The sequence below is a fragment of the Pseudophaeobacter profundi genome, from assembly GCF_029697505.1.
Lineage (GTDB): Bacteria > Pseudomonadota > Alphaproteobacteria > Rhodobacterales > Rhodobacteraceae > Pseudophaeobacter > Pseudophaeobacter profundi.
Genome location: NZ_JARJEF010000002.1, coordinates 305466 through 330109 on the forward strand (window position 1 = coordinate 305466; position 24644 = coordinate 330109).

General features: G+C 59.0%; 21 protein-coding genes. 15 read left to right on the forward strand and 6 right to left on the reverse strand.

The window, feature by feature from the left end:
• Positions 1–45: 45 nt before the first annotated feature.
• Positions 46–1149 (reverse strand): HupE/UreJ family protein, encoded by a 1104-nt coding sequence (locus P2081_RS04665; RefSeq protein WP_278921952.1) that lies wholly within the window; start codon positions 1147–1149, stop codon positions 46–48.
• Between the two features lie 37 nt (positions 1150–1186).
• Here P2081_RS04665 and P2081_RS04670 point away from each other — a divergent pair, with 37 nt between their 5' ends.
• The 5 genes from P2081_RS04670 (at position 1187) to P2081_RS04690 (ending at position 4584) form a co-directional block, all read left to right on the forward strand.
• The gene (locus P2081_RS04670) at positions 1187–1555 is read left to right on the forward strand and encodes a hypothetical protein (RefSeq protein WP_278921714.1); all 369 of its coding nucleotides are present in this window, start codon (positions 1187–1189) and stop codon (positions 1553–1555) included.
• A gap of 98 nt (positions 1556–1653) precedes the next feature.
• A complete protein-coding gene (locus P2081_RS04675) occupies positions 1654–1830 on the forward strand; it encodes a hypothetical protein (RefSeq protein WP_278921715.1) in 177 nt (58 codons plus the stop codon).
• A 100-nt stretch (positions 1831–1930) separates the two neighbouring features.
• On the forward strand, positions 1931–2881 hold the full coding sequence (locus P2081_RS04680) for a PfkB family carbohydrate kinase (RefSeq protein WP_278921716.1): 951 nt from the start codon (positions 1931–1933) through the stop codon (positions 2879–2881).
• Positions 2878–3792: a pseudouridine-5'-phosphate glycosidase gene (locus P2081_RS04685; protein ID WP_278921717.1), complete on the forward strand. Its 915-nt coding sequence runs from the start codon at positions 2878–2880 to the stop codon at positions 3790–3792. The genes P2081_RS04680 and P2081_RS04685 overlap by 4 nt, the downstream gene beginning before the upstream one ends.
• 96 nt (positions 3793–3888) lie before the next feature.
• Positions 3889–4584 (forward strand): DUF502 domain-containing protein, encoded by a 696-nt coding sequence (locus P2081_RS04690; RefSeq protein ID WP_278921718.1) that lies wholly within the window; start codon positions 3889–3891, stop codon positions 4582–4584.
• Positions 4585–4808: 224 nt separating this feature from the next.
• Here P2081_RS04690 and P2081_RS04695 read toward each other — a convergent pair whose 3' ends face one another.
• Entirely contained in the window at positions 4809–5582 is a 774-nt protein-coding gene (locus P2081_RS04695) for a 3-hydroxybutyrate dehydrogenase (RefSeq protein WP_278921719.1), read from the reverse strand.
• Positions 5583–5944: 362 nt separating this feature from the next.
• On the opposite strand from P2081_RS04695, the gene P2081_RS04700 reads away from it, so the two are divergent.
• Positions 5945–7765 (forward strand): extracellular solute-binding protein, encoded by a 1821-nt coding sequence (locus P2081_RS04700; protein WP_278921720.1) that lies wholly within the window; start codon positions 5945–5947, stop codon positions 7763–7765.
• 144 nt (positions 7766–7909) lie between these two features.
• On the forward strand, positions 7910–8104 hold the full coding sequence (locus tag P2081_RS04705) for a hypothetical protein (protein WP_278921721.1): 195 nt from the start codon (positions 7910–7912) through the stop codon (positions 8102–8104).
• A 156-nt stretch (positions 8105–8260) separates the two neighbouring features.
• Here the strand turns inward: P2081_RS04705 and P2081_RS04710 are convergent, their stop codons facing one another.
• Positions 8261–8884 carry a helix-turn-helix domain-containing protein gene (locus tag P2081_RS04710; protein WP_278921722.1) on the reverse strand — a complete coding sequence of 208 codons (624 nt, stop codon included), beginning with the start codon at positions 8882–8884 and terminating at the stop codon, positions 8261–8263.
• Between the two features lie 64 nt (positions 8885–8948).
• Between P2081_RS04710 and P2081_RS04715 the strand changes: the two genes are divergently transcribed.
• From P2081_RS04715 to P2081_RS04735, 5 genes are all read left to right on the forward strand, one after another.
• Positions 8949–10457, forward strand: a complete 1509-nt coding sequence (locus P2081_RS04715; RefSeq protein ID WP_278921723.1) for a class I adenylate-forming enzyme family protein — start codon at positions 8949–8951, stop codon at positions 10455–10457.
• A gap of 3 nt (positions 10458–10460) precedes the next feature.
• Positions 10461–11132, forward strand: coding sequence for a DsbA family oxidoreductase (locus P2081_RS04720; protein ID WP_278921724.1), 672 nt, complete (start codon positions 10461–10463; stop codon positions 11130–11132).
• Positions 11129–11512, forward strand: coding sequence for a potassium channel family protein (locus tag P2081_RS04725; RefSeq protein WP_278921725.1), 384 nt, complete (start codon positions 11129–11131; stop codon positions 11510–11512). Before P2081_RS04720 ends, P2081_RS04725 begins: the two co-directional genes overlap by 4 nt.
• A 228-nt stretch (positions 11513–11740) precedes the next feature.
• Entirely contained in the window at positions 11741–12964 is a 1224-nt protein-coding gene (locus P2081_RS04730; RefSeq protein ID WP_278921726.1) for a multidrug effflux MFS transporter, read from the forward strand.
• A gap of 58 nt (positions 12965–13022) precedes the next feature.
• Complete coding sequence (locus P2081_RS04735; protein ID WP_278921727.1) at positions 13023–14696, forward strand: tetratricopeptide repeat protein; 1674 nt, start codon at positions 13023–13025, stop codon at positions 14694–14696.
• 36 nt (positions 14697–14732) lie between these two features.
• Here the strand turns inward: P2081_RS04735 and mfd are convergent, their stop codons facing one another.
• Together mfd and P2081_RS04745 are read right to left on the reverse strand one after the other, a co-directional pair.
• Positions 14733–18188 (reverse strand): transcription-repair coupling factor, encoded by a 3456-nt coding sequence (gene mfd, locus P2081_RS04740; protein WP_278921728.1) that lies wholly within the window; start codon positions 18186–18188, stop codon positions 14733–14735.
• A 122-nt stretch (positions 18189–18310) separates the two neighbouring features.
• Positions 18311–18838 (reverse strand): component of SufBCD complex, encoded by a 528-nt coding sequence (locus P2081_RS04745; protein ID WP_278921729.1) that lies wholly within the window; start codon positions 18836–18838, stop codon positions 18311–18313.
• 237 nt (positions 18839–19075) lie between these two features.
• Here P2081_RS04745 and hemB point away from each other — a divergent pair, with 237 nt between their 5' ends.
• Complete coding sequence (hemB, locus tag P2081_RS04750) at positions 19076–20074, forward strand: porphobilinogen synthase (protein ID WP_278921730.1); 999 nt, start codon at positions 19076–19078, stop codon at positions 20072–20074.
• A 230-nt stretch (positions 20075–20304) separates the two neighbouring features.
• Positions 20305–20880: a lipid-binding SYLF domain-containing protein gene (locus P2081_RS04755; protein ID WP_278921731.1), complete on the forward strand. Its 576-nt coding sequence runs from the start codon at positions 20305–20307 to the stop codon at positions 20878–20880.
• Positions 20881–21016: 136 nt separating this feature from the next.
• Here P2081_RS04755 and P2081_RS04760 read toward each other — a convergent pair whose 3' ends face one another.
• Positions 21017–21889: an NAD(P)-dependent oxidoreductase gene (locus P2081_RS04760; RefSeq protein ID WP_278921732.1), complete on the reverse strand. Its 873-nt coding sequence runs from the start codon at positions 21887–21889 to the stop codon at positions 21017–21019.
• Between the two features lie 115 nt (positions 21890–22004).
• On the opposite strand from P2081_RS04760, the gene P2081_RS04765 reads away from it, so the two are divergent.
• The gene (locus P2081_RS04765) at positions 22005–24512 is read left to right on the forward strand and encodes a penicillin acylase family protein (protein ID WP_278921733.1); all 2508 of its coding nucleotides are present in this window, start codon (positions 22005–22007) and stop codon (positions 24510–24512) included.
• Positions 24513–24644: the final 132 nt, after the last annotated feature.

Genomic DNA, 24644 nt, shown 5'->3' on the forward strand with positions numbered 1-24644 from the left:
ATTTCAGGCGCCTTTTGCATATGCCGGTGCCCCAATCAGAGGGGCCTATAGAAAAACCCGCTCTGCAAACCAATAGCCGCCAATCAGGGCAATGGTCAGCGAGGCTGGAATGGCCACCCTGCCGCGGTATTTGGGATACCCGGCAAACCAGTAGCCCAGACAGCCGTAGGCCAGGGCGATCACCGTCAACTGGCCCAGTTCAACTCCCACATTGAACCCCAAGAGCGCCGGCACCATCTGATCCGGCGGCAGGCCAAAATCCCCCAGCACAGAGGCAAAGCCAAGCCCGTGCAACAGGCCAAAGCCGAATATCACCAGACTGCGCCAACTGTGCACCCGGCGGACAAAGATATTTTCCACCGCGACAAAGACAATCGAGGCGGCAATCAGCGGCTCTAGGATGGTGGGGTTGACATGACCCCCCCCCAAGGCGCCCAGCACCAGGGTGATACTATGGGCCAGGGTAAACAGGCTCACCTGCCAGAGCAGCGGTTTCAGGCGCAGCGTCAGAAAAAACAACCCCAGCACAAACAGGATATGATCCAGCCCATTTTGCGAGATATGGTCAAAACCAACCGGCAGATAGCTTTGGAACACCTGCCAGCCATTTTGCACCGCGCCCCCCTTCAGCGCGATCAAGGCAGAGCGGTCCCCCCCCGCGATATAGCCGGTATAGGGATCAGGCACACCGTTCTGCCGCAAGACAACCGCGCCGGATCGGTCAGGCCAGGCAAGGCTCAGGTAGGGGGCGGCGCCAGAAACCTCTCCTTTCAGAACCAGTTCAGAGCTGCGCGGCAGGCTGGTATCGCCTACCTTTGGAATATGCAGACTGTGCAGTTGCAGGGGCACGGGAACGCCAGCTGTGATCTCCAGTTCCGGCAGCCAATCTTCCAGGAACAGCCGCAGCATTGGGTCCAGCTCTGCCTCGGGCATAGAGCGCAGCAAGTCATAATCGCCCGACTTGTCACTGCTATTCGTATCGGCGCGCCCGTCCAGATCAATACCGGCCACAAAGGCCTCTATGTTCATGCGTAGCGTCAGCGTCAGCTGCCCCTCGCTGACCTCAAAATCCGCAATGGTGGGTGAAACTTCATGGGCACGCCCGGCGCTTGGGGGATACATCAGCAGGCTTGACAGGATCACGATGATTGCCACCCTGAGGCAACCCAATTGCAAAGTCTTGAAAATGTTCAAACCTGTGTTCCGCTCTGTTCCTAAATCAATCACTCAAAGCTATGGCCCGCCCCGCATCAACCTGCCCGCCCTTGGTCTCGCGCCGCTGGGCTGGTTGGCCGGAACAATGGCACCGGCACTCTCACATGAGTTTTGGATTGAGCCGGAGAAATATCAAGTGAATTCCGGTGCCACCCTGAACGCGGGGCTGCGCAATGGGCAAATGTTCAAGGGCGCCCGCCTGCCCTATTTTGACCATCGCATCCATCGGTTCGAGACGGTGCATCAGGGCCAGGTCATCCCCTATCGCGGCCGCATGGGGGGATATGCCCGCTCTGGTGCGAGAGGATCTGCCCGCCGGTTTGTTGATTGCGCTCCATGAGACCACTCCCGATCTGGTGACCTATGATAGCAGGCAGGACTTTGCAGAGTTCGCCGCCCATCAGGGTCTTGGCGACCCGGGCCCAAAGCAGCGCGAGCGTGGTCTGCCGCAGCCTGGCGCAGACAGATGGCGCGGGCGCGGTTAACCTACACCTGCACCTGCGCCGACAGCACAGCTATCTTGCCAATGCCGTGGTTATGCGCCCGTTTGAAGACGACCCAAAGGCGGTCTGGCAAACGCTTTGGGCCTCTATCACCTTTGCGCTGCCCGAATAAATCAGCCCCCCGGCCGCGCAGGCCCTGATTTTGCGTGCAAGCGACCGGGGCCGCTCGCTTGTCGCTTGCGAGGGGCGAAAAAAGACGCAATAGAGAGCACATGACACAGGACATGACGCCCCCCGCCCCCCTACAAGAGACTGCCGCGCCGGTGCTTTGCATCGGTTCTGTCCTTTGGGACGTGATCGGGCGCTGCCCGTCTGAAATGCGCCACGGCTCTGACATGCCCGGGCGGATCACCCGTCTGCCCGGTGGTGTGGCGATGAATATCGCCATGACGCTGGCCCATTTTGGCTTGGTGCCTACCCTGCTGAGCACTGTTGGCCGTGACGCCGAAGGTGATGAGTTGATAGCCGCCTGTCGCCAGTTGGGCTGCCGGACAGAGCATCTCTATCGCTCTGACGATCTGCCAACTGATCGATACATGGCGGTGGAAGGCGGCAATGGGCTGATCGCCGCCATTGCTGATGCCCATTCGCTAGAGGCGGCGGGAGATAAAATTCTGCGTCCGCTGATCGATGGCACGCTGGGCTCGCCTGCCCAGCCCTATACCGGGGCAATTGCGCTGGATGGCAATCTGACGCTCTCGCTGCTGGGGGATATTGCCATCCACCCGGCCTTTGCCCGTGCAGATTTGCGGGTGGCGCCGGCCTCTCCGGGCAAGGCCGAAAGGCTTCGCCCCTTTCTGGCTGCCACCCGTGGCACGCTCTATGTGAACCTGGAAGAGGCCGGGATCCTGTGTCAGGACAGGTTCAGCAATAGCGAAGCCGCCGCCCTGGCGCTGATTGACCGGGGCGCTGCCCGGGTGCTGGTCACAGATGGGGGATCCTCTGCCAGCGAGGCCTGCGCGCCCAGCCACCGGGGCGCCGGGGAAAGCCCGGTGATCACCCAAACACCGCCGCCTGTCACCGTTGCCCGTGTAACAGGGGCCGGCGACACATTCATGGCCGCCCATATCGCCGCCGAAGCGCGCGGCGACACGCGACATTTCGCACTGGCCGCCGCTCTAGAGGCTGCCGCCAACTACGTTTCAGGAGACCCACCGCTGTGATCGACATCCAGTATTCATCCGAAGTCCGCGCCGCCAAAGCCGCCGGAACCGCAATTGTGGCGCTGGAAAGCACCATCATTACCCATGGCATGCCTTTTCCACAAAATGTGGAAGTCGCCGCCCAGGTGGAGCAAGATATACGCGACGCAGGTGCCACGCCTGCCACCATTGCCGTGATCAAGGGCGTCCTGCATGTCGGCCTGGAAGCCGATGAACTGCAGGCCCTGGGCCAGGCGAAAAACGTTGCCAAGGTCTCGCGCGCGGATATGCCCGTCTGTATCGCCATGGGCCAAACCGGTGCGACCACGGTTGCCGCCACGATGATTGCCGCAAATCTGGCAGGGATTTCGGTTTTTGCCACCGGCGGCATCGGCGGGGTGCACAAGGGGGCGGAAACCAGCTTTGATATCTCGGCTGATCTGCTGGAACTGGCCCAGACCCCCGTCACCGTTGTAGCAGCCGGTGCAAAGGCGATATTGGACATCCCCAAAACCCTGGAAATTCTGGAAACACAAGGGGTTCCGGTGATTTCCTACGGTCAGGACAGCTTCCCCGCCTTTTGGTCGGCCCAATCCGATCTGATGGCACCGCTGCGTCTGAACAGCGCTGCGGAAATCGCGCGCGCCCAAGACACGCGCCGCGCCATGGGCCTGCCCGGCGGGCAGCTCATCGCCAATCCAATCCCGCTGGATGCAGAAATCCCAGCAGCCGATCTGGCGCCAGTGATTACCCAGGCCCAAAGCGAAGCGGATGCCCAAGGCGTCAGCGGCAAGGCTGTGACGCCGTTTTTGCTGCAACGGATCTTTGAACTGACCGAGGGGCGTTCTCTCACTGCCAATATCGCCTTGGTGCGCAATAATGCACGGCTCGCGGCAGAAATCGCCAAAGAACTGGTCGCTCTCAATAGCTAAATGACTTTCCTTTGACTATAGCATTGCCCATGGGCGGATCAGTACCTAGGTTCGCCCTACACAATACGAGATTTTCCTGATGTTTGATCACCAGATATGACTTCTCCCTTCGACGAAGAGCCAATCCGCCACCGCCCCGGTCTGTTTGCCCGGCTGCGGTCGTCGTTTTTCACTGGCATCGTGGTTATTGCCCCGGTCGGTCTGACCGTCTGGCTATTGTGGACAGTGGTTGGCTGGGTGGATTCTGTGGTGTTGCCGCTGGTGCCGCACACCATTTCGCCGGAACAATACATCGGCATCAATCTGCGCGGTATTGGGCTGATTTTCTTCTTGATCTTTACCATTGTCATTGGCTGGATCGCCAAGGGCATCATCGGCCGTTCTCTGATTGGTTTTGCGGAAAACCTGGTTAATCGCATGCCAGTTGTGCGCACGATCTATTCCGGCATCAAGCAAATCTCCGAAACCGTTTTTGCCCAGTCTGAACGCAGCTTTGAAAAGGCCTGCCTGATCCAATACCCCCGTCGCGGCATCTGGGCGATTGGCTTTATCTCGACCACAGCCAAGGGCGAGGTCTCTGACAGCACCAAGACGGGCGATGCCCTGATGAGCATCTTCCTGCCCACCACCCCCAACCCGACCTCTGGTTTTTTGCTCTTTGTCCCCAAGGATGACGTGATTGAGCTGGAAATGAGCGTTGAGGATGCCGCAAAATTGGTGATCTCTGCCGGGTTGGTCTATCCCAACCCAAAGGATCCGGTCACACCGCCACCAGGCAACCCAGCGCAATAGCGCCGCAGGGCCACTGAAACAGGGGCCGCGGTATCGGTGGACACCTTGCCTGCAAAATGCGTCGAAGCCACTTCAATATAGAAAAAGAGCGGCCCAAGAGCCGCTCCTGATCTTTGCATCATTCATCGGATGCAGTTCTAGTCGTTTGATTTCGCACGTCTTAGATGCGCAAGAGCAATAGCCACTTTTGCGCAACATGCCCGAACAGGCCACTGGCACAACACTTAAAGCGCGGTCCAGCCGCCATCTACGCTTAGGGTGGTGCCGGTGATCTGCGCCGCTGCATCGGAACAGAAAAACACGGCTGTACCGCCGAGTTGTTCCACCGTTGCAAACTCCTTTGAGGGCTGACGTTCCAGCATGACCTGCTTGATCACCTCTTCGCGCGACATGTTGTATTTTGCCATAGTATCCGGGATCTGGGCCTCAACCAGCGGCGTCAGCACATAGCCTGGGCAAATGGCATTGCAGGTGATCGGCTCTTCTGCGGTTTCCAGCGCCACCGTTTTGGTCAGCCCCACAACCCCATGTTTTGCCGCGACATAAGCCGATTTGAACGGCGAGGCCGTTAGCCCATGCGCCGAAGCGATATTGATAACCCGACCCCAGCCAGCGGCGCGCATCTTGGGCAGCGCAACGGCGGTGGTATGAAAGGCAGAGCTGAGATTGATTGCCAGAATGGCATCCCAGGTTTCTGTCGGGAAGTCATCCACCGGTGCCACATGCTGGATACCGGCGTTGTTGACCAGGATATCGCAGGCGCCCGCTTCCTCGATCAGCCCGCGACAGGCCTCCCCCTTGGACATATCCGCCTGAATATAGCGAGCCTTACCACCGAACTCTGCTGCGATCTGGGCCGCAATCTCGTGATCCTCAGGCCGGTCGGTGAAAGAGTTCAACACCACATCCGCCCCCGCGCGCGCCAGTTCCCGCGCAATCCCTAGGCCAATGCCCGAATTTGATCCGGTAATCACCGCGGTTTTTCCTGTGAGAGTCATCTGCTGTCCCTTTCCTGGTCTCTGTCATAAGGCGTTTTATCTTCTTGCCATGCTGCAGACGCAAATGAAACGCGTAGGACTACGTAGCAGCCGCTGCATCTGACGCAGACCAACCTGGGCGCAAAGGCCGTTCAGAGAATAATGGGGGCAGACGGCTCGAAAATCCTTAACAAAAAAAACGCCCGCGCGAAGCGGGCGTAAAGTTATTGAGGCAGGTTTCATACAGGCAAGAAACCTATCGAGCAGTGACTTCTTTATATGCAATTTCTGCCTTCCATCCAAGCTAAAAGTTTGAAATGACAAGAAAGCGCAGATGCGGTGTAGACCCAAGAAAATATGGGCCCGATGGGATTGTTGCCAAAATGACCTCAGTTTTTTTCCAAAAACTTAAACTCGCAACCACAGGAATCCTGCTGCTTGGCGGTGCTGCACCCCTGTTCGCAGAATCATCTCATGGCATAGCTATGTACGGTGACCCTAGCCTACCACAGGATTTTGTGTCCTTACCATATGCTAACCCTTCGGCGCCCAAAGGGGGCAAAGTCGTCTTTGGCAACACCGGCGGTTTTGATACGCTTAATCCCTTTGCCCAGAAAGGCACGCCCCCCTGGCAACTTCGGTTCTGGGGATATGAAAGCCTGATGGGCCGCTCCTGGGACGAAGCCTTCTCTCTTTACGGTCTGTTGGCCGAATCGGTCGACGTTCCAGAGGACAGATCCTGGGTCGAATTCACTCTCAGACCGGAAGCAAAATTCTCCGATGGTAGCCCGGTCACGGTAGAGGATGTGATCTGGTCCTACGAAACACTCGGCACCCAAGGACACCTGCGCTATCGCGGGTTCTGGGGCAAAGTGGCTGATATCCGCCAAACCGGGCCGCTGAGCCTGCGCATCACCTTCAACACCCAAGACCGAGAACTTGCCCTGATTGCCGGCATGCGACCTATCTTGAAACGGTCACAGTGGGCGGGCAAAGATTTTGCGTCATCGGGGCTGACCGAGGCCCCAATTGGCACTGGCGCCTACGTGGTCGACAGCTTCGAGGCGGGACGTCAAGTCACCCTGCGGCGCAATCCCGACTACTGGGGCAAGGATCTGCCCTTCCGGGTTGGCACCCAGAACTTTGATCAACTGCGAATTGATTTTTTCGGTGATCAGACGGTCTTGTTCGAATCTTTCAAAGCAGGCGAGCTGACCGCCTACCGTGAATTCAATGCGGATAAATGGCAGCGTGCCTATGATTTTGAAGCCGTCACAAGCGGGCGCATCGTCAAAAGTGAGATCCCGCATCAGCGCCCCAGCGGAATGACCGGGCTTGCCTTTAACACCCGCCGCGCGCCACTGGATGATTGGCGGGTGCGCGAGGCGCTGATCCTGGCCTTCAACTTTGAATACATCAATGAAACCATTACCGGCGGGACACAGCAGCGCATCAGCTCTTATTTTTCCAATTCCCACCTCGGGATGCAGCCCGGCGCAGCCAGCGGTCGAGTGGCGCAGTATCTGGCACCCTTTGCCGAAGATCTGCCCCCCGGCACTCTCTCCGGGTATCGCCTGCCACAAAGCGACGGCACCAAGCGCAACCGCAAGAACCTGCGTCGCGCCATGGCGCTGCTGCAAGAGGCGGGCCTTCGCGTTCAGGATGGGGCGCTCCGCGATGCAAATGGCACCGAGCTGCGCCTGAATGTGTTGCTACGCCAAGGCGATAGCGAGATGAAGACGGTGATCGAAATCTATGCCCGCGCGCTGGAACGTCTGGGCATCACCCTGATACCGGAAGTGGTTGACAACGCGCAATATGTCGGCCGCCAGAGCAGCTTTGACTTTGATCTTACCCGGTTGCGCCGTGAGCTGTCATTAAGTCCGGGCAACGAACAGCGCCTCTATTGGGGCAGCGCCGGGGCGGATCAGCCCGGCAGCCGCAATCTGATGGGAATTGCCTCGCCTGCGGCAGATGCAATGATCGATCACATGCTCACAGTAGACGCCCCAGAAGATTTTACCGCCGCCACCCGCGCGTTGGACCGGGTGCTAACCGCCGGGCGCTATGTCATTCCCATCTGGTCCTTTGACAAGGGACGTATCGCCCATGTGAAAGAGCTGCATTTTCCGGATGTCTTGCCGATTTACGGCGACCGAACCGGGTTCATGCCAGAGGTCTGGTGGTATCAAGCCACAGAGTGACGCTGGCTATCTCGTTAAAAGGCAACAAAACTCCCGTGTTCCTTTGTTTCATCGATTTTGGTATAGTCGGTGCAATGCAAGGCTATTGTTTCGATGGGGGTACCAATCATGACGACCCTTCCTTCACCGTGGCGTTGGGAAAGTATGTATCCTCGCGCCAAACAACGTTTCCCGCATCTCTGCGCCGAAACGGTCCCCAGCCTTGCAAAGGACCGAGACGGCTTTGTCGCCTATCTGGCTGATACCCATCACCTGACCCTGCGCGAAGCCGAGGAAGAGGTTGACGACTTCCTCTTCACCGAGAGCCTGCATGCAGAGCTGAAAACAGATCGGGCCTGATCAGGGAAGGCCGCGACGGGTCCGCGAAAGCAACTTCGCGAAACACGCCAGCAGTTTCGCGCACTTGCAAGGTCGCATGAACGCGGCAAGCCTAATCCCTTGGCTTCAGGAAGGTTTCACCGCCGGAATAGCCAGCCCCAGGTCGTTAGCAGATCGCTAGCTGAGGGAGGTGACCCAAAGTATGGTGGCATCATCCTGACTGACCGAGACCACATTGTGACCCATCGCCGCGTCATAATAGGCACTGTCGCCGCGCCGCATCTCTACCGGTTCGTAAAACTCGGTATAGAGCTTCACCACCCCGGTCAGAACATACATGAATTCTTCGCCGTCGTGCCGCACCCAGCCGTCAAATTCATCCATGGACCGCGCCCGCACCCGCGCGCGGTAAGGCAACATCTGTTTGCGCCGCAGCCCCTCTGCGAGCAGTTCGTGCTCGTAGGTGGCAGTGGCCTGGGCCGATCCTTCGTTATATTTGGTCACCGTCATGCGCCCGTTGACCTGATCACGCTGCGGCGGGGTAAACAGCTGCGGAACCGAAATTTCCAATCCGACCGCCAGCTTCTTCAGGGCCTCGTAGGTCGGCGACATCTGGCCGTTCTCGATCTTTGACAGGGTTGATCGCGCCAGCCCGGCCTGATTGGCCGCATGTTCCAGCGTCCAGTCCCGCGCCTTGCGGAGCTCGCGCACACGCGCGCCCAGGTCCAACGGTTCTGCGTCACGCTCCTCGCCATTGGCGCGGGCGATGGTGATCAAAGATTTGGGGTCTCGTCCTATCATGCGGTCTCTATAAGATGCCCGCTGCATGCTTGCAACGCGCCACTTGTCAGGCTAGCCAAAGGATATGGTATCTCTCTTTGATCAAGGCGCCTTTGCGCCCTGCCCCGCGCCCTTTAATCTGGCCGCCCATGTGCTGCGCCAGGCCCGAATCCTGCCCGACAAACCGGCGCTAGAGGTCATTGGCAGCAAGGGGGCGCAGATCTGGACCTTTGCCCAGCTAGAGGCCGCAGTACGCGGCACCGGCACCGGATTGTTGCAGGCGGGGCTGAAACCGGGGCAAATCCTGTTGATGCGCCTTGGCAATACCGTGGATTTCCCCATTGCCTATCTGGGGGCGATTGCTGCGGGTCTTGTACCCGTTCCGACCTCTTCGCAGTTGACCGAGGACGAAACCGCCAAGATGATCGCCGATCTGGATGCAGCCGCGATTTTACGAGATCCGTCAGTTGCCTGCGCGGCGCACCCGATGCAGATTGAGCTGCCCGCCCTGCAGGCAATGCGCGCCTTGCCGCCCTGCGACTATGCCATGGGGCCAGCTGATCGGATGGCCTATGCGGTCTATACCTCTGGCACCAGTGGCATGGCCCGCGCCGTTGCCCATGCCCATCGTGCCATCTGGGCACGCCAGATGATGGTGCAGGGGTGGTATGATCTGAAACCCGATGATCGCTTGCTGCATGCGGGCGCTTTCAACTGGACCTTTACGCTGGGCACGGGCTTGATGGATCCTTGGACCATCGGTGCCACCGCGCTGATCCCTGAACCGGACACCGACCCCGCGCAGCTGCCCGCCCTGCTGCGCCAGCACAAGGCAAGCCTTTTTGCTGCAGCACCGGGGGTTTATCGAAAGATCCTAAAATCTGACGCGCCACTTGATCTGCCATATCTACGCCACGGGCTTTGTGCCGGGGAAAAGCTGTCCGAGCATCTGCATCAAGCCTGGCGTCACGCCTCGGGCACCGATCTGTTCGAGGCCTATGGCATGTCGGAATGTTCCACCTTTATTTCCTCCAGCCCGGCGCATCCGGCGCGCGGCCAGGCCCTGGGCCAGCCACAGCCGGGGCGTCGCGTGGCGATACTTGGCCCCGATGGGCCCGTGCCCAATGGCGAGGTCGGCACCATCGCCATTGCCGCCAGCGATCCGGGGCTGATGCTGGGCTATCTGAATGCCCCACAAGAAACCGCCGCACGGATGCAGGGAGAGTGGTTCCTGACTGGCGACCAGGGCACCATGGCACCGGATGGTCAGATCAGCTATCTTGGGCGCGATGATGATATGATGAATGCCGGCGGCTTTCGGGTCTCGCCGATCGAGGTGGAAACCCAGCTACAAGCGCATCCCGGCATAACCCAGGTTGGCGTCGCCTCGGTCGAGGTCAAAACCGATAGCCATATCATCGTCGCCTTTTACACTGGCCCCGCGCCACTGGACCCGGCGGAGTTACAGCGCTTTGCCACCGCGCATCTGGCCCGCTATAAACAGCCCCGTGCCTATGTCCATCTCGACGCTCTGCCCAGTGGCGCCAATGGCAAACTGCTGCGCCGCGCCCTGCCCGCCTATTTCAAAGGATAGCCCATGACCGCTGACCTGCCGACTGTGAAGCTCGATATTATTTCCGATCCGATCTGCCCTTGGTGCTATATCGGCAAGACCCATCTGGACAAGGCGCTGGCAGAAATTCCGGATCATCCCTTTGTGATTGAATGGCACCCTTTCCAGCTGAATCCCGACATGCCCGCCGAGGGCATGGATCGGCGCGCCTATCTGGAGGCCAAGTTCGGCGGCAAAGAAGGCGCGGTGCGGGCCTATGCCCCCGTGGTGGAAAATGCCGAAAAGGCCGGGTTGAAGATCGATTTTGAAGGTATGCAGCGCACGCCAAACACCATCAACGCGCACCGGCTGATCCACTGGGCCGGGATAGAAGCCAAGCAGGGCGCAATGGTGGATGCCTTGTTTGACGCCTATTTTTCCCAGGCGCGTGACATCGGCGACACCGAGGTCCTGGTAGAAATTGCCGCCAATGTCGGGCTAGAGGCCGATGTGGTGCGCAAGCTGCTGTCTGGCGACAGTGACCGGGAAGATATCCGCAACCGCGATGCACATTCGCGCAAAATGGGGGTGACATCGGTTCCGACCTTTATCATCGCCAACCAGCATGCGGTCCCCGGTGCCCAGCAGCCCGACATGTGGAAGCAGATCATTTCTGATATTATGGAACAACTTCAAAATCCTACGGAAAGCTCATGACCCAACTGCGGCGTTTAACCATCTTTGTTGCCCTGCTTGTGGTGCTGGCTTCGGGCACCGTGTTTTTTCACTTTGCCGAAGGCTGGAGCTGGTTGGATTCCTATTTCTTTACCGTGATCACCGTATCGACGGTTGGCTATGGCAATCTGGTCCCGGTGACTGCGGCAGGCAAGTTGGCGACCACCGCTCTGATTTTTGGTGGACTTGGGGTCTTTGCTCTGGCGATGAATGAATTTGCCCAGATGCAGCTGGCAAAACGGCAAAAGCATAATGAATGGCTGTTTGCCCGGCTGGGAGATGACACGAAGGATGACGAAGCGCCTGTCGCCAATGAGGATGATCCCCCCGCCACTGCGCGCACAAGCCCCCCACAGGAATAACCCGTCACGGCTGCGCCGTACTCCGTGGCTGTCTCGCTGCTGCAGGGCGTGGTTTCGCGGGGACGGCACAGGGGACCACAGCAGGCACAGAAACTACACAAAACAACAATGCACATAGCATTGTGCACTCTCAGGCATGGTGCTCGTTTCACTGCCGTGATAGCGCAAAGCCAAAAGGCCCGGTCAGGATCCAATTTCAGGACCACCGAAGTCTTGCGAAGGATTTCAATGACTCCGACACCCCCAAATGCCATGTCAAAGGCAGAATTCATTTCACTGGTTGCGATGATGATGGCAACCATCGCCTTTTCCATTGATGCCATGCTGCCGGCCCTGCCGGAAATTGGTGCGCAACTCAGCCCCGGAGATATCAACCGGGCGCAGTTGATCCTCACCTCCTTTGTCCTGGGGATGGGGTTTGGTACCTTTTTCACCGGACCGCTGTCGGATGCCTTTGGCCGCAAACCCGTTATCGTTGCGGGGGCTGTGATCTATATCGTCTCGGCTGCGGTGGCCTGGGCCTCGTCTTCGCTTGAACTGGTGCTGATTGCGCGGGTGACCATGGGGCTTGGCGCCGCTGGGCCACGGGTTGTGGCGCTGGCCATTGTGCGCGATCTCTATTCGGGCCGTGAGATGGCACGGATGATGTCAATTGCCATGATGATCTTTACTCTGGTGCCGGCCTTTGCACCAATGCTGGGCCAGGGGATCATCATCTTTGCCGGCTGGCGCGGAATTTTTGCCGCCTTTGCGCTATTTGCTCTGGTCATCTCTCTTTGGACCATGATCCGTCTGCCCGAACCCCTGGCGGTAGAAAACAGGCGTCCCTTCCGCTTGCCACTGATGCTGGCGGCGGTGCGCGAGATGATCCAGCACCCGACGGTGCGACTGTCCATTCTGGTTCAGACCTTCTGTCTCGCCACCCTGTTCACAATGCTGACCATGGTACAGCAGATCTATGACGTGATTTTTGCCCGCGCCGACAGCTTTCCGTTCTGGTTTGGTTTTGTCGCGCTGATGGCAGGCAGCGCCAGCGTGTTAAACGCAGCGATTGTTGTGCGCGTTGGCATGCGCCGCATGGTAACCTGGTCCTTGGCAGCGCAGATCTTCTGCTCGGGGCTGATACTGCTCCTTCAAGGGACGGGGCTGCCTGACACTCTTGCTTTTGGCCTGTTCGTAGCCTGGCAGACCAGCGTGTTTTTCATGGCTGGGACCACCCTCGGCAATCTCAATGCCATGGCGATGGAACCGATGGGGCATATTGCCGGCATGGCGGCCTCGGTAATCGGCGCAATTTCCACCGTTTGCGCCGCAGCGATTGCCGCGCCGATTGGTCTGCTGTTTGATGGCTCTTTGCTGCCTGTTGCCCTGCCAATCCTGTGCATGTCGCTTATAAGCTTCTGCACAATGCTGCATATGGCGCGTGTTGAAAAGCGGCTGATCTATCCATAGTACGCTTGCTGCTTTCCTGAAAAACTTCTAACCTCTCCAGATATTTGGAGGGGGTTTCATGGATTATCCATATGATCTTGGCAGCTATTCCTGCCCCATCACCACCACATCGCCACAGGCGCAGCTGTGGTTCGATCGCGGCTTGAACTGGATCTATGGCTTCAACCACCAAGAAGCGATCGCCTGTTTCAAACAGGCCCTGTCCTATGATCCGCGCTGTGCCATGGCCCATTGGGGGCTGTCCTATGCGGCCGGGCCAAACTACAATATGCCTTGGGAATTGCACGACGAAACCGGGCGGGCCGATGCCCTTGGCCTGGCCCATGATGCCAGCCGCGCGGCGCTGGCCCATGTGGACGGGTGCACCGAGGCCGAAACCTTGCTTATCTCCGCCCTGCAAGCCCGCTACCCACAGCGCGAGCTGAGCGATAACATGCAGACCTGGGACCAGGCCTTTGCCGATACTATGCGGGCGGCCTTTGCCCGCTGTCCAAATCATCTGGATCTGCGCACCGTTTTTGCCGAAAGCCTGCTGAACCTTACGCCCTGGAACATGTGGGACCTAAAGACAGGCACACCGGCCCCCGGGGCCGCCACCACAGAAGCGCAGCAGATCCTGGAACAGGCGATGCAAGGCCAGCCCGGTGCCATGCAGCACCCAGGCCTGCTGCATCTCTATGTCCATCTGATGGAAATGTCCCCAACCCCAGAGAAAGCGCTGAAAGCCGGTGATGTGCTGCGCCGTCTGGTACCAGATGCAGGCCATCTGGTGCATATGCCAACGCATATTGACGTGCTCTGTGGCAACTATCTCGATGTGGTGTTGTGGAACGAGGAAGCAATCAAGGCCGACCTGAAATATTACAACCGCGAAGGTGCCTATAATATCTACACGGGGTACCGGCAGCACAACTATCACTTTGTCATCTATGGCGCGCTGTTTCTGGGGCAAATGGAACCAGCCCTGCGCGCAAATCAGGGGCTGTGGGACACCACCCCCGAAGAGATGCTGCGCATTGAGAGCCCGCCAATGGCGGATTATTTTGAATCCTACATGGCGATGCACCCGCATATCCTGATCCGCTTTGGTCGATGGGAAGACTGCATTGCGCTGGACCTGCCGCAGGATCAAACCCTCTACTGCACCCTGACTGCGACGGTGCACTATGCCCGCGCAATCGGCTATGCTGCCACGGGGCGTGTGGCAGAGGCCGAAGCAGAGGAGCAGCGCTTTCTTGCCGCCCGCGCGCGCGTGCCTGACAGCCGCCTGATGCACAACAATCGTGTTGTAGACCTACTTGAAATTGCGCGCGAAATGCTGCGCGGCGAGATTGAATACCGCAAGGGGCACTACGCCGAAGCCTATGCGCATCTTCGCCGATCAGTCGCGCTGGATGACAACCTCCCCTATGATGAACCCTGGGGCTGGATGCAGCCCACCCGGCACGCGCTGGGGGCGCTGCTGCTGGAACAGGGCCATACCGCCGAGGCCGAAGCAGTCTACCGCGCCGATCTTGGCCTGGACGACACCCTGTCGCGGGCCTCGGTTCATCCCGATAATGTCTGGAGCCTAAAAGGGTTGCACGACTGTCTTCAGGCACGAGGTGAGTTGGTTGAGATCCGCCACATCAAACAAAAACTGGATCAGGCACAGGCGCGTTCAGATGGTGTATTTGCCTCCTGCGGCTGTGCGCAGGTGGCTATGCAGCCGCAGGGGTGCTGCACCGCATGAGCCCCCCATTCATTGGGACGACCAGCAACCAGGGCCTTATTGGGCCTTGGCTTTTTTCCGCTCGGCGATCAGCCGTTCGGCCAGATCGCGGGCAATGGCAAAGGCCCCTTTGATCTTGTCGCTGTCCTTTTTCCAATCGCGGCGCACAACGATCTTGTTGTCCTTGACCTTGGCCAGACCATTCTGCCCCTGGATGAAATCAACCAGCCCCTGCGGCGAGGCAAATTTATCATTGTGAAACTGCAGCGTCGCGCCCTTGGGGCCAGCATCCAGTTTGGAAATGCCCGCCCGTTTGCACATAGCCTTGATGCGAACAACGAGCATCAAAGTATTGACTTCTTTAGGCAATTTCCCAAATCGGTCAATCAATTCAGCGGCAAAACCTTCCAGTTCCACCTTGGTTGTCAGCCCCGACAGGCGCCGGTACAGGCCAAGGCGCACGTCAAGGTCCGGCACATAGGCCTCTGGGATCAGCACCGGCACGCCGAGATTGATCTGCGGTGCCCATTGCTCATCGGTGTCGCTCAGGCCCTCCAGCTCTCCTGATCGGATCTTGGCAATCGCCTCTTCCAGCATCGACTGGTACAGTTCATACCCCACGTCGCGCATCTGGCCGGATTGTTCTTCGCCCAGCAGATTGCCGGCGCCGCGAATATCCAGATCCTGGCTGGCCAGGGTAAAACCGGCGCCCAACGTATCCAATGACCCCAGCACCCGCAGGCGCTTTTCTGCGGCAGGCGTCAGGCGCTGGCGCGGCTTGGTGGTCAGATAGGCATAGGCACGCGTCTTGGAACGCCCCACCCGGCCCCGGATCTGATAGAGCTGCGACAGGCCAAACATATCTGCCCGGTGCACTACCATGGTGTTTGCCGTGGGAATATCGAGACCGGATTCCACAATGGTCGTGGCCAGCAGGATGTCATACTTGCCGTCATAGAAGGCATTCATCCGGTCATCCAGCTCTCCTGCGGCCATCTGCCCATGCGCCACGATATAGCTCAGCTCTGGCAGTTGTTCTTTCAGGAAATCCTCGACCTCGGGCAGATCTGAAATACGCGGCACCACATAGAAGCTCTGCCCGCCGCGATAATGTTCACGCAGCAGGGCTTCGCGCAGGGTGACCGCATCAAATTCGCTGACATAGGTGCGGATCGCAAGGCGATCCACTGGCGGCGTGCCGATAATCGACAGATCGCGTACCCCGGTGAGGCTGAGCTGCAGGGTACGCGGGATGGGGGTTGCGGTCAGCGTCAGCACATGAATGTCAGAGCGCAGCTGTTTGAGCCGTTCCTTGTGCCCTACGCCAAAGTGCTGTTCTTCATCAATGATCAACAGGCCAAGATTGTTAAAGCGGATATTCTTGGCAAGCAAAGCATGGGTGCCAATGACGATATCAACCGTTCCCTTGGCCATACCTTCACGGGTTTTCGCAGCCTCCTTGGCGCTAACAAAGCGCGACAACTGCCTGACTTCTAAAGGGAAGCCCCGGAAACGTTCTGCAAAGGACGCCGCATGCTGACGGGCCAGCAAGGTGGTTGGCGCAATCACCGCTACCTGCACGCCAGACATCGCGGCCACAAAGGCTGCCCGCATCGCAACCTCGGTTTTGCCAAAACCGACATCGCCGCAGATCAGCCGGTCCATCGGCTGACCAGAGGTAAGATCCGCCATCACATCCTCAATGGCGCGCAGCTGATCATCGGTTTCCTGATAGGGGAAGCGGGCGGAAAACTCCTCCCAGGCGTGCGGTGGCGGATCCATCGCCGGGGCGCGGCGCAGGGCGCGTTCAGCGGCAATGCGGATCAGTTTGTCCGCCATTTCACGAATGCGCTCTTTCAGCTTGGCCTTTTTCGCCTGCCAGGCCCCACCGCCAAGACGATCCAGAAAGGCCTCGTCGTGACCGTATTTTGACAAGAGCTCGATGTTTTCGACTGGCAGATAGAGCTTGGACTCTTCGGCATATTCCAGCAGCAGGCATTCATGCGCAGCCCCGGCGGCACGCACCACCTCCATTCCCTGATAGCGGCCAATGCCGTGATCCACATGCACCACCAGATCGCCCGGGCTCAGCGATTGGGTTTCGGTCAGGAAATTTTCGGCCTTGCGGCGTTTCTTGGGTGCCCGGATCAGGCGATCGCCCAGAACATCCTGCTCTGAGATCACCGTCATTTTGTCGGATTGGAACCCATGTTCCAGTGCCCATACCGCCAGATGCAGACCGGATTTACCGATACGCGTACCATCCATCACCGGGATGACTTCCGCCAGCCCTTCATCTTCGATCAAGCCGGTCAGACGTTCGCGCGCCCCCTCTGAATAAGAGGCAACAATCACCGGCCCCTCGTGCAGGCGCGCCTTAATATGATCAGCCAAAGCCCCAAAAAGACTGACATTTTCCTGCTGCCGCTCGGGCGAAAAGTTGCGTCCGATGCGCCCACCCGCATCCAACACCCCAGGCCCAGAGGCCTGCGCCAATGGGTGCAGCTGGATCCGGCGATGGTCCGATACGGCCGCTTCCCAGGCCGCATCATCCAGATAGAGCAGACCAGGGGGCGCGGGTTTGTAGACCGTATCCAGCCGCCCCTTTTGCGCCATGGCGATCTTGCGGGTTTCATATTGATCTTCAATGCTTTCCCAGCGCGCCAGCCGCGCCGGAGTCACCTGATCATCAAGCGTCAGCGTCGCCCCTGGCAGATAGTCAAACAGGGTTTCCAGATGGTCGTGGAAAAACGGCAGCCAATGCTCGATCCCCTGGTGCTTACGCCCGGCACTGACCGCTTCATACAGCGGATCATCCGTTCCGGCAGCGCCAAATTCGATGCGATAGTTCTGGCGGAACCTGGTGATCGCCGCCTCATCCAGGATTACCTCTGACACCGGGGCCAGTTCAATCAGATCCAGGGTTTCGGTGGTGCGCTGGCTGGCGGGATCAAAGCGGCGTACCCCGTCCAGCACATCGCCAAAGAAATCCAGCCGCACCGGGCCGCTATCGCCGGGGGGATAAATATCGATAATGCCACCGCGAATGGCATAGTCGCCCGGTTCCATCACTGTTGGGCTTTGGACAAACCCCATACGCACCAGGAAATTACGCAGGGCTTTTTCATCTACCCGCTGGTCAACCCTGGCGGAAAAGGCTGCCGCGCGTAGCACCTCACGCGCCGGCACCCGCTGACTGGCAGCATTGAGCGTGGTCAGCAGGATAAACTGCTTTGGCATCTGGTGCACCAACGCCGCCAGACAGGCCATACGCGAGGCCGCAACATCCGGGTTGGGCGAGACTCGATCATAGGGTAGACAATCCCAGCCGGGAAAGATGATCACCGGCATATCCGGCGCAAAGAAGGCAAGGGCCGCGCGCATTGCCTCCATGCGTTTGTCATCACGGGCGATATGCAGAACGGGTTGGCCGGATTTGACCAATTCATCCAGGATCAGCCGGGCATCAAACCCTTCGGGCGCGCCGCCCATGGTGATTGCTCGTTGCGCCATTGTGCGCCTCTCCTCTTAACTGCTGACCACTTGCCCAGCCTGAGTATTTCCCTGACGCGGGAAAAGCTGTGATGCCAGATAGATGCGCCAGGGACCGAATGCCAGCCCGGGCGCGGCCTTTCTTAGCCCCCCAGAGGGCCGATATGCAGGTTTTGATACATGCCCCACAAGGCGGTAACAAAAATGCAAAGCATGCCAAGAAACTGCACACAGACGCGACAGATCGAAAGCGCTCGATACAATGCCTCTTCGCGGTAGTCGTTCTGCATAATTTTCTGGGCGGTTGCCAGGTTGATCAGCACAACCAGCGACATGGGAAACACCAGCAGGAAAACCGCCTGGGCCGTCTCTACCTTCAGCAGGAACCCAAGGGTCGCCAGCCCGGACAACACAAAACAGGCCAGACCCAGCAGCCAGACACCGGTAGAGCGCACCACGAAAAACAAACGGTTCACATTGATGCGCACCATATCGTCCAGATCCTGCGCCGATTGCCCGCCATATTTGCGCGCCCGCTGCACCATATCAAAGGGCACCCCCAGCACCCGATGGCTCAGCGTGGACCACATGATTGCAAGGGCGATCCAGTACCAAAGATTGGAAAAGGACCGCAAATCAATCATCTCGGACAGGGTTTCAAACAGACTCAACGCTCAGATGCCTCTCTTGATGCCGGGGCAGCGGGCCAATTGCCCGCAAGGTATCGTGAAACGCAACACTCAGCCCTTCACGCTTGCGCCTATATCCCCTGATGTCCGGGACGAAACAAGCCCCACTGCGGCAGGGCCCCCAAGCATCCCGACAAAGCGCGGCGATTGTGCCACTTGCCAGCGCCCTGGGTTCCATGCGACCCACAACAGGCATAGAAGAAAAACAAAGAGTTCCCGATGAAGCCGACAGTCGCCCCCTTCCCCGCTGCCCGTTTGCGCCGCACCCGGGTCAGCCCCGCACTCCGTGGCCTGGTCCGCGAAAACACCCTGACAACAGAAGATCTGATCTGGCCAGTATTTGTGCGGTCAGGCCAAGGCATCGAAGAGCCGGTGGCCTCTATGCCCGGTGTGATGCGCCGCTCTGTCGACAAGGTGGCCGAAGCTGCCCGCGAGGCGCAGGCGTTGGGTATTCCGGCGATCTGCCTGTTTCCCTATACCGATCCCGATCTGAAAACCGCCGACTGCGCCGAGGCTTGGAACCCCGACAATCTGTGCAACCAGGCCATTCGCGCCATCAAGGCGGCAGCGCCCGAAATCGCGGTAATGACCGATGTTGCGCTAGACCCTTACAATATCAATGGCCATGACGGCTATGTTGTCGATGGTGAAATCCTCAATGACGAAACGGTCGAGGCCCTGGTAAAGATGACAATGGCCCAGGCCGAGGCCGGCGCGGATATCATTGGCCCATCCGATATGATGGATGGCCGGATCGGTGCGATGCGCCACGCACTAGAGACCGCTGGTCATCGCAACATCTCGATCCTGTCTTACTCCGCCAAATACGCCTCTGGCTATTACGGGCCTTTCCGCGATGCCGTTGGGGCCTCTGGTGCGCTACAGGGGGATAAGAAGACCTATCAAATGGATCCCGGCAATTCGGATGAGGCGCTGCGCCTGGTCGAACGCGACCTGCAAGAGGGGGCTGATATGGTCATGGTCAAACCTGGCATCGCCTATCTGGATATCTGCCACCGGGTCAAATCCACCTTTGGCACCCCGACATTTGCCTATCAGGTCTCAGGCGAATACGCGATGATACAGGCGGCAGCGCAGAATGGCTGGATTGATGGTGAAAAGGTCATGCTGGAAAGCCTGATGGCCTTTAAACGCGCAGGCTGTGACGGGGTGCTGAGCTATTTTGCACCACAAGCAGCCCGAATCCTGAACGGCTAATCGCCACAAGCAGGGAAATGTCCACCGCAAGGGCAAGAAAACGCCCGCATCATCAGGCGCTGACGTCAAAGTGATGACAGATTGGCGAAATGGGCGTATAACCCTCGCAGAGCCGGAAAACCGGCCTTTTATTGAACCCCGCTTGGGGTGCCATGCGTGATGGGCACTCACATGATAATGAGCCCAGCTGCATGACCGCCCCTAGCGCCCCAGGACAGGCAACTGGAATTATGAGCAGCAGATCTTTTGACCGCATGTCGCGTCGCGGTTTCACCCTGAGTCTTTTGGCCGGAGCAGGCGTAACCGCAGCCTGTGGCAATGGCGTTGGTACCAATAACAGCGCCACCATCGACGCCCGTGTCGATGCAACACTCAGCCAAATGTATAGTCTTTACCCCAACACCGTGACCCTGGCCGAAAAATCCACCGGTATGCTGGTGATGCCACTGGTGACAGAGGCCGGATTTTTGGTCGGCGGCGCTTATGGGCGCGGTGCCCTCCGCATCAATGGGGCGACGGTTGATTACTATTCGACCATCAAGGGCAATGCCGGTTTGCAAATCGGCGCGCAACAATATGCCCATGTGCTGTTCTTCATGACCCAGGATGCCCTCAGCGGCTTCCGCCGGTCCTCTGGCTGGGCGGCAGGTGCTGATCTTGAATATGTGGTGCGCGATGATGGCAATTCGATTTCTACCGATACCAACACGCTGACATCGCCGATCCTTGCCGCAGTGTTTGGCCAAGCAGGTCTGCGCATTGGTGCCACACTGGAAGGCACAAAATACACCCGCATCATCCCCTAGGCGACGCCAGGTGGGGGCTGCGCGACGCAACGGCGCCCACTTTTTTTACACTCCATCATAAAACAGGGCGGCGCAGATAGATCCTGCACCGCCCTGTTTTCATGCCGGTTTGTGCATTTATGCGCGCAACCGGCGGTTAGCCCATCGCCCGCAAGCGCTTGATCAACGACGATGTATCCCAGCGGCCGCCGCCCAGTTTCTGAACATCCTTGTAGAATTGATCCACCAGCGCCGTAACCGGCAGGCTTGCGCCAGTTTCATTGGCGGCATCCAGGCAGATGCCAAGATCCTTGCGCATCCAGTCCACCGCAAAGCCATGCTCGAAATGATCGTCCAGCATGGTTTCAGAGCGGTTTGCCATCTGCCAGCTGCCGGCGGCGCCCTGGCTAATCACCTCGACCACGGCACGGCCATCAAGGCCAGCTTTTTCAGCAAAATGAAGCGCCTCGCTAAGGCCCTGCACCAGGCCTGCGATGGCAATCTGGTTGCACATCTTGGTCATCTGGCCCGCGCCGCTGTCGCCTATGCGGCGACAGATACGCGCATAGGCGCCAATCACCGGCTCTGCGCGCGCATATGGGGCTTCATCGCCGCCACACATGACCGACAGCACACCGTTTTCCGCCCCGGCCTGACCACCGGAAATCGGGGCATCCACAAAGGCAATCCCAGCCTCGGCAGCCGCCGCGTAGAGTTCCCGCGTGACCTGGGCCGACACAGTAGTGTGATCCACAAAAACACTGCCCGACGCCATGCCGGCAAAGGCCCCGTCCGGCCCCAGGCAAACCGCCCGCAGATCATCATCATTGCCGACGCAGGACATAACAAATTCGGCCCCCTCGGCAGCGGCACGCGGGGTGGCGGCAAAGCTACCGCCATGTTCCTTGGCCCAGGCCTCGGCCTTGGCCGTGGTGCGGTTGTAAACGCTGACCTCGTGACCCGCGGCCTGCAGGTGCCCGGCCATCGGATGCCCCATAACCCCCAATCCCAAGAATGCGATTTTTGTCATGTGCTTTTCCCTTGTTCTGAACTGGCTTATGTTGGGGACACCCTAACATCGGTCCGGCGGGGTGCAATTGCATCCACGACGCCAAAGCCACAATAAACAGGAAAAAAAGCCCCAAATGGCACGTCTTTTTCGCTGGCTCTTTCGGCTTGCCGCCGCACTGATTCTACTGGCGCTTTTGGCCAGCGGCCTGGCCTATTACCTGGCGGCGCAATCCCTGCCGGACTATGATAAGGAAATTGCCCTGCCCGGCCTGTCTGCGCCGGTCGAAATTGTCCGCGACAACGCCAATGTGCCGCATATTTTCGGCAGCTACGGCGCCAGTGACGAAGACGTCTATTATGGCCTTGGCTATGCCCATGCGCAGGATCGCCTTTGGCAGATGGCGGTGATGCGACGAACCGCCCAGGGGCGCTTGTCAGAGATTTTTGGCACCCGCACGGTTGAGACCGATATCTTTTTGCGGCGCCTGGATCTCTATGGCCTGGCGCAGCAGTCGGTGTCGGCGCAGTCGCCCGAAACCCGTCAGGCGCTAAAGGCCTATTCTGCCGGGGTGAACGCACGTCTTCTGGAAATAAACGAAGAGGCGCTCGGGCGTGGCGCGCCCGAGATGTTCTTGTTTAATATGCCAATGTCGCCCTGGCAGCCCGCCGACAGCATCGCACTGATGAAACTGATGGCACTGAAATCTTCCAACCATCTACAGGAAGAGGTGCTGCGGGCCCGCACCTCTCTTGCCCTGACAGATCCCGACCGGCTGCGCGATATCCTGCCGGATGCGCCGGGCAAGGGCACCACCGCCCTGCCAGAATATGCCGCGATCTTTCCCGATGTGGCGCGCTATGCCAATTTGACAGCCTCGGCCAGTGCCGCATCGCCCGACAGCCAAGCCCCATTTGGCAACAGCCTGTTTCCGGTGCCGCCGCGCGGCCATGCAGGCGCATCCAATGCCTGGGCCGCCGCGCCAAGCCGCTCTGCCTCTGGCGGGACTTTGCTGGCCAATGATCCACATTTGACGCTCAGCGCGCCGGGCAGCTGGTATCTGGCCCGCATGGAGCTGGCCACTGGCGGCATCATCGGCGGCACCATTCCCGGCATCCCGGCCATCCTGTCCGGCCGCTCGGAAGATCTGGGATGGGGCATTACCGCATCATACCTGGATGATCAGGACCTGTTCATCGAAAAGCTCAACCCGGAAACCCCAGAGGAATATCTGAGCCCGCAGGGCTATCGCAAGTTCACCAGCCGCCCCTCAATCATCAAAATCAAGGATCGTGCCCCCGTCACCCTGACCCTGCGATGGAGCGAAAACGGCCCCGTTCTTCCCGGCTCCTTGTTTGATCTGTCGACCATCACCCCGCCGGGGCATGTGGTCAGCCTCGCCTGGACCGCGCTGGACCCGCAGGATACCTCTATGACGGCCGCAATCGGCTTGATGCGCGCGTCCAGCGTGACAGAGGCAATTTCCGCAGCAGACGGTTTCATCGCCCCCTCGCAGAACCTCGTACTGGCGGATCAGCAGACCATCGCCCAAAAAACCATCGGCGCCTTTCCGGCCCGCGACGCCCGCCATCAAAGCAGGGGTCGCCTGCCCAGCCAGGGCTGGCTGCAGGAAAACCGCTGGCTGGGGCGTGCCCCCTATGCCGCCAACCCCGAATTCATCAGTCCCCGTGGTGGTATTTTGGGCAATACCAACAACAAGATCCTGGAACGCCCCTTTCCCAATCATGTCTCTTACATTTGGGGCGATACCCAACGGATCAATCGTTGGCGCCGCCTGATGCAAAACCGTGAGGTTCATACCCGCGACAGTTTCATGGAGGCCCAGCTTGACACGGTTTCCTATACTGCGCGTTCTTTGCTGCCGGTGATCGGGGCGGATCTGTGGTTTACCGGCGAAACCGCCGAAGAGGGCAGCCGCACGCGGCAACGCCAGATCGCCCTGTCGCTCTTGTCGGAATGGAATGGCGAGATGAACGAACACTTGCCCGAACCGCTGCTTTACGCGGCCTGGCTGCGGGCCCTGCAGAAGCGGCTGATTACCGATGATCTGGGACCACTGGCCAGCGCCTACAGCCAGGTGGACCCCTTGTTTATCGAACGTGTCTACCGCGACATTGAGGGCGCCGGCATCTGGTGTGATGTGCGCCAAAGCGCGCCGCGTGAAACCTGCACCGACATGGCCCGACTAGCCTTGGATGATGCGCTGATCTGGATCGAAGCACGCTATGGCACCGCGCTGGAATCCCTGCGCTGGGGCGATGCGCATCAGGCGACCCATGACCATGAAACCCTGGGAGCAGTGCCGATACTGCGGTTTTTTGTCAATATTCGCCAGTCCACCAGTGGCGGCGACAATACTCTGCAGCGTGGCCTGACCTCGGGCCAGGATCCCACGCCGTTTCAGAACATTCACGCGGCCGGCTATCGCGGTGTCTATGACTTTGCTGACCCTGACAGTTCCTTGTTCATTCTGGCGACGGGGCAATCTGGGCATTTCCTGTCGCGCAACTATGATGACATGGCGCAGCTATGGCGTCGCGGCGAATATGTGCCGATGTCGCTGGACGAGGACCTGGCCCGCGCGGCCGCCGTCGGGGTGACCCTAATTCAGCCGCGAAACTGATCCATCAATTGCGGTCGTCAGGCAGAACCGGCTGAACAGCCCCACAGAAAGCAAAAAGAGCGCAGGTTTACCCCTGCGCTCTTTCTTTTCAAGATGTCTTACCACGCCTAGCGCTTGCCGCGTTCATGTGGT